This is a genomic window from Lentilactobacillus parafarraginis DSM 18390 = JCM 14109 (genome assembly GCF_001435895.1).
In the GTDB taxonomy this organism is placed as follows: domain Bacteria; phylum Bacillota; class Bacilli; order Lactobacillales; family Lactobacillaceae; genus Lentilactobacillus; species Lentilactobacillus parafarraginis.
The window spans coordinates 1-5,935 of sequence record NZ_AZFZ01000094.1 but is presented as its reverse complement, the minus strand read 5'-3'; the positions used below and the strand labels follow the sequence as shown (position 1 = coordinate 5,935).

Genomic DNA, 5,935 nt, shown 5'->3' with positions numbered 1-5,935 from the left:
TTTTTAGTACCAAAACTTGACGTAGGAGCACCTAGGGGCGCAATCTGGTAAACCTTGATCATGGTGTTATTAGTCAACCCCATGTCAAGCAACCGGCGACGCAGGGCCCGATCCCCGACCATTTTGCGGACAATCCCGGATTTGCCAACCGTCAAATCAGAAAGTGAGTGGAGCTTTTCGCCGGCGGATTCGGTCATGCTGCGAACGACAATCCGTTCGGCAACATCCAAGCTAATGGCTAATCGCTGGCCCTGAAAATAAATCATCATCCCACTTGAATCGGTTGCTAGTGAAATAACCGTCAATCTTTTGCCGGCAATCATTCCCATTTCGGATAATCGGCGAACAATGCCCTTACCGCCTAAAACATTCATGATCACGTAATCGCCGCGGCGCTTGGTGTCAGCAAGTGATTCCATCATTATCACCTTCTTAGTTTATACTTTTGGAATATTAAATTATGTAAATTAATAACCGTTTAGGCTTGCCAAATACATTGTCCTGGCATATATTGATAACCAAATCTTACGGTCATTTCGTGAAAATGTCAATACGGTAAGAAAAAGATTAGTTTGTTCTCATTATTTAGTGATAACGGTTACAAAGTGACATCGATTTGTAACTTACAAGATTCTCAAAACGGTTGATATTTAACCAGACATCCCCTATACTCTTTGGTAAGCAAGCTTCTCGGTACGAAGCTGTGGTTAAGTATTAGTCATTTTATTCGTAAGTCTACGAGTGCAGCGGGACTTAAAATTAAAATACTGCACGACAAAGTAGTTGGCTGACATGGGCCAGCTGCTTTTTTTCTGGCCAAAAATTAGGGAAGTCCCTCATAATGATTTTGCAAAAACGTGCGCCCCAAGAGCCAACCATCGCGATGGCACTTAGGACGCACGTTTAGAATTTGGTGAAATTTTCCCGATATCTACACTTATCAATCTTACTTTCCCTCATCGGTCGCCGGCGCCTTCTTACGGGACCCCAGGTAACGAACCAGCACAACCAGCAGGGCAACCGCCGAAATGGCCGTTGCCATCCAGAAGACGTTATAAAACGCGTGCACAAAATTCTCACCGTCGGCCGGCGTGATTCGGGTCACCCCGGGAAGCTGGAAGAACAGCATCGATGACGCGAAGCTAATGCCGATGGTCATCCCCAACGTCCGGGCAAATGAGTTAAACGACCCGGCAATTCCCGAGAGACTCTTATCGACCATTCCCATGGTCAGCGCGTTGTTTGGCGACAGGAAGATTGCCATCCCCATCCCGTTGAGGATGATCGGCGGAATGATCTTGACCATGTCCAGGCCGGCCGGGAAAAAGGCGTAGCCGATCTGAGAGATCATCAAGATAACCAGCCCAATAACCGTCATCAATTCCCGGTTAATTCGGTCTGCCAGCACCCCGGCAAACGGCGTGGTCACCAGCATTGCCACCGACTGCAGCATGATGACCAGCCCGCTGGCAAACGGACTCATCTCATTGTAGCTCTGCAGATAGAATGGCAGCAGAATGTTGGAAACGGCATTCACCAGCATTACCAGCATCAGGGCAAATATCGACGTCATGAAGCCGCGATTTCGCAGCACTTCCGGCGCAATCCACGGCAGGTTGGCCTTGTCATCCTGAATGAAGGAGTAAATGGTGATTGCCCCGCCAACCAGGAAGAAGCCCAACCCAATCAGTAATTTTGACCGACCGCTTTGGAAGAACGATCCGCTGAGGAAGAAGAGGATGATCCCCAAAGTAAAGAGATTCTGGCCGGTCCAGTTGGCGCCTCTGGTCACTTCACGAACGTGGGCCCAGGACTCCTTTGGCACCGGCAGAAACTTGAAGCCCAGCCAGAGCACCAGAATGCCCAGGGGAATATTGATCCAGTAAATCCAGCGCCAACTGGACAGCGAAATGATGAGCCCGCCAATTCCGGGCCCGGAAATCGAACCAACCGAAATGAACATTGAAATCATCGCCAGCGCCTCAGCCCGTTTCTTATCGGGGAAGTACTGGGTGACAATCCCCATCGAATTGGCCATAATCATGGCCGACCCAATGGCCTGAATAACCCGGCCGAATAAAATAACGATGTAATCCGGGGCAAAGCCAGTGATAGCTGACCCAATTAAAAAGGCAATTCCCCCGGCTAAGAAGACGACATTTTTCGATAAGATATCGCCGATGTGGCCAAACATGACCAGCAAAATGGCAGTGGTGATCAGCCCAATTTGAACGATCCAGGTGGCCATACTGCTCGAAATGGCCATCGAAATTGCAATCTTAGGAATTGCTAAGTTCGTGCTTGACCCTGACAGGGACGTTAAAAACGAAAACATCCCGAGGACGATGATAATTGATAGATTTTTCCCACGACTTTCAGCCATAGCGTTTCCTCCTTACTTTTCAACTTTATTTATAACACTGCCCCGCTGAAAAATAAGAAATAACGCTTTAGGAGTTTGCACCGGTCGCTGTTATCACCCTTTAATTGTCAAGGAGCCCATTGCCGCTACCCGGTTTAATGCAGCCCTTTCTTGTGCCGCTTATAGTCATGGATAATTTGTAACGCCCGTTTACGGGTCTTGATGTTGGGGCTCTTCATCCGCCGGCGGGCACTTGCTAAATCCTGCTTTTCCATTTAAATCGACCTCAATTCTTCATTATTAATTGGAAATCAGTTACTTTTTCTAAATAGTAACGATTACGATTTATAATTATGCGTAAAATGCGACCGTCTGTCAAGGCCGTTTTGCAGATTGACTATCTCTAAACTAAAAAATCGCCCAGCACCAACCTTCGTTGGCCCGGACAATTCTCGGGAGAAAACAAGATTTCAACAAATGTGAGCAAGCCCGCCGGTTCACCTATCACCACTTCAACCAGTTAGGATTGTCGTGCCCCTTGACAACCCAAATATACCCGCGGTTCTGTGATAAATAAGGCGCCTTGGCAACCCAGCCAAAATCTGTAGAATTCCAGATGGTCACCTTGGAATCAGTGACCAGGACCAGCTTTTGGATGGTTTTTGACGTTGCCGGGTTGACCTGATAAACCATGACTGGGCGCTTAACGTGAACGACTCGGGGCTTATACCAATAGGATGAATAATAACCGGGCAATCCACTGGCATGTGACGGGCTGACAGTAACCAGTCCGGCCGACAGAAGAAGCCCGACAGTGACAAGAAACAGTAACTTCCGAAACATCTCACATCACCCCCTACTTCGATTCACCTTCATAGTAGCGCGGCAATTGCACGATTATGTAAAGGGGGTGTAAAAATTGTGTAAAAGTATTTTTGCCTCAAATTACCCCCCAAAAAGGCGTTCTCAAGCGGATAGAATCTGCCTGAAAACACCTGCATTCTTGTTAAAAATTGATCGCAATTAATAGTAGACATGGACGTATTTTGAATTACCACTAACGTAGCCGCCGGCAACCCGATAACGCAACGTGCCCCGCTGGTTGAAGTCATGACCGCGGGAATAGTCGGAGTGGTGAACTTTCAGAACGGTCCCCTTCTTAAAGTGTCGATTGCGGTTAGTCAGGTTAACGGTTGCGTACCGGTTAACACTGGTTTTCGCCCGCACCTTAGTCACTTGCGCGTGCCTTCCCATATTAACTAACTTGCGGTTGGCAGTGACGTACTTGCCATTGCTTAAAATGAAACGGGTGGTCAAGTTGTGCTTCATGATCCCTTTCACCTTCAAAACGGTGCCCTGTTTGTAAGTGGTGACTTTTCCGGTCAAGTCTTCCCGCTTATAAGCATGAACGCCCTTTGGTGAGATCACCGTAATTTGCGCGTGTTTGGTTGCGTAGTAAACTGGACGGATATATTTCCGACTGGCGGTAATGTAGCCCGTCATGCCGGCCGTCTTGGACTGATGATTGACATCGGTCACTTGATAACGCAGCTTACCAGTGATTGACCGAGCATAGCCGGTGATTACAAACATTGGCCGATAGATCCGTGGCTTGTTAGCGTACCACCGCTGCCGGTTGGCCTTGGTGAAACTGGTGTTGCGATACAGGCCAATCTTCTTAATGGCGTAGACCGCACTCCCTTTCACCCCAGCGTAGTTTGGTAACTGCGGGCCGGGCTGACTTGGTGGCGTTGGTTGACTTGGTGGCGTTGGTTGACTTGGCGTGACCGCCGAGCTGGAACTGCTGGCCGAACTGCTGCTTGCCGGTGGGGTGACTGAAGGAGGATTACCGCCCGGGGTTACCGGTACGGTAGCTTTCTTAACGGTTAATTTGAGTGTTTCCGTCACGTTGCCGTTCTTATAGGTAACGGTATAGACACCGGGTGTCTTGTGAAGGGTCGATAAATCTTTGACCGGATTGCCCTTCTCGTCGGTCGCAGTGACCGTGATATCTTTAAAATCAACCGGTTTTCCTGCCGCATCGGTGGCGCTGGCGAAGTCGTCAATTGGCTGCCAGGATTGACCCGCCGTAATGGTCTGAGAAGGCTGCTTAAGCTTCAGACTCGTTTGGTCTTTGGCAACGTCAATCGTCATTGTGGCCGTCTTTGTCACGCCGCTGAGGAGCGGATCAGTTGTAAACGTGACGGTGTATTGACCTGGGTTTTGGGTTAACTGGTCGAGTGGAATAATCTCGCCTTTAGAATCTGTAATCGTATAGTGAATATTTTCTGAAGGAATATTTGTACCATCAGAATTAATTGCTTGTTTAATCTCACTTCGAATATCCGCATCAGTAATTACTTGATCTTGATCGAAGTGTTTTTTTGGCGTGACAGTTAGAGCCGCTTGATCCTGTTTGATGATGAGCGTAAACGGTTTGTGAACGTCGCCGTTTATATAGTTGAAATGATACTCACCTGGTGCTCGTTTCGAAATTTCATTAGCAATCGTTTCCTTATCAACCCGTTGGCCATTTTCGTCGACAAATACATTTTGAGCGTTATCGTACGTATCAGTTTTGTCCTTAGTATCCGTACTTGACGCCAGATCAATCACACTCCATGGATCCCATTTTTGCCCCTCATAAACGGTGGCATCATTAGTCCCATTCTTAAGTGTGAGGTCAAAGTTACGTTTCCAAACGTACGTTGCAGAAGTCAGCGGTCCTGTGAGATCTTTGATCGGATTCTTAATGAACTTGCTGTGTGAGATCGGATCACCAGTCCACTGAGGATTTTCAGGCGTCCCACTACCAACAGCAACCCATTGGTGACCAGTATCCGGTAACGAAGCAAGAAAACTAGCTGTGATATGACTGCTCAACGTAATTTGAGATAATTTTGTATCGTACAAAAACACCCTATCCAGGCCATGTCGCTCAGCCCCAGCAGTGTCAAAATGATCCAATCGGAGTGTCGTCAACCCTTCATTACCAAAAAACATTGTGTCCATATTGGTGCTGTTCGATGTATAAAATCGGGAAAGGTCTAAATCTGTAAGTGAACGATCCCAGGTAAACATCCCAAATAAACTACTAGCCCCAGATACATCAATATTGCGAATTCCTTCAATATTTCGTAAATTCTGTAAATTAGTGAAGAAAGAGGCGGGTCCGTGTCCCGTTAATCTAATCTGATATGGAATATCAAACCCCGTGACTGTTGAATCTTGATACCAAGGCGCCGTTTCATATGCATTTTCACTGTATTCACCGGCGCTAGTAAACATACAGACGCCGTTCTTAAATGTCCATGAAATCGTCCCAATCGTCCCACTATCACCGTCCGTGATCTTGGGACTGGCCGCCGTCATTTTCGTCATCTGACTTGTCCCGGCTGGACTGTCACTGGCTGCACTAGCGACAACGGCTTTCGAATCCATTGGCACCATCATCATTCCCGTAAGAACTAGCGAACTTATCAACAATCGCTTACTCAAGCTACATCTAAGTGTCTTCATGACGCATCTCCCCTAGTCAATCCTCGTAATGTCTAAAGTTCCTAAGTTTTATCC

General features: G+C 47.4%; 5 protein-coding genes. All 5 read right to left on the bottom strand.

Features of this window, described 5'->3' with window-relative positions:
- On the bottom strand, positions 1-422 hold a 422-nt coding region (locus FD47_RS13380), incomplete at its 3' end, for a FeoA family protein (RefSeq protein WP_235806100.1).
- A gap of 524 nt (positions 423-946) precedes the next feature.
- A complete protein-coding gene (locus tag FD47_RS13375; RefSeq protein WP_056980795.1) occupies positions 947-2,383 on the bottom strand; it encodes an MFS transporter in 1,437 nt (478 codons plus the stop codon).
- A 134-nt stretch (positions 2,384-2,517) separates the two neighbouring features.
- Entirely contained in the window at positions 2,518-2,637 is a 120-nt protein-coding gene (locus tag FD47_RS15420) for a putative metal homeostasis protein (RefSeq protein WP_138467232.1), read from the bottom strand.
- A gap of 229 nt (positions 2,638-2,866) precedes the next feature.
- Positions 2,867-3,205: a hypothetical protein gene (locus FD47_RS13370; RefSeq protein ID WP_054736455.1), complete on the bottom strand. Its 339-nt coding sequence runs from the start codon at positions 3,203-3,205 to the stop codon at positions 2,867-2,869.
- A 180-nt stretch (positions 3,206-3,385) separates the two neighbouring features.
- Positions 3,386-5,881, bottom strand: a complete 2,496-nt coding sequence (locus FD47_RS13365) for a DUF5776 domain-containing protein (RefSeq protein WP_082620310.1) — start codon at positions 5,879-5,881, stop codon at positions 3,386-3,388.
- Between the last annotated feature and the right edge of the window lie 54 nt (positions 5,882-5,935).

Coding starts and splice junctions, on each gene's coding strand:
- FD47_RS13375 (WP_056980795.1), bottom strand. CDS start 2,383: ATGGCTGAAAGTCGTGGGAAAAATCTATCAATTATCATCGTCCTCGGG.
- FD47_RS15420 (WP_138467232.1), bottom strand. CDS start 2,637: ATGGAAAAGCAGGATTTAGCAAGTGCCCGCCGGCGGATGAAGAGCCCC.
- FD47_RS13370 (WP_054736455.1), bottom strand. CDS start 3,205: ATGTTTCGGAAGTTACTGTTTCTTGTCACTGTCGGGCTTCTTCTGTCG.
- FD47_RS13365 (WP_082620310.1), bottom strand. CDS start 5,881: ATGAAGACACTTAGATGTAGCTTGAGTAAGCGATTGTTGATAAGTTCG.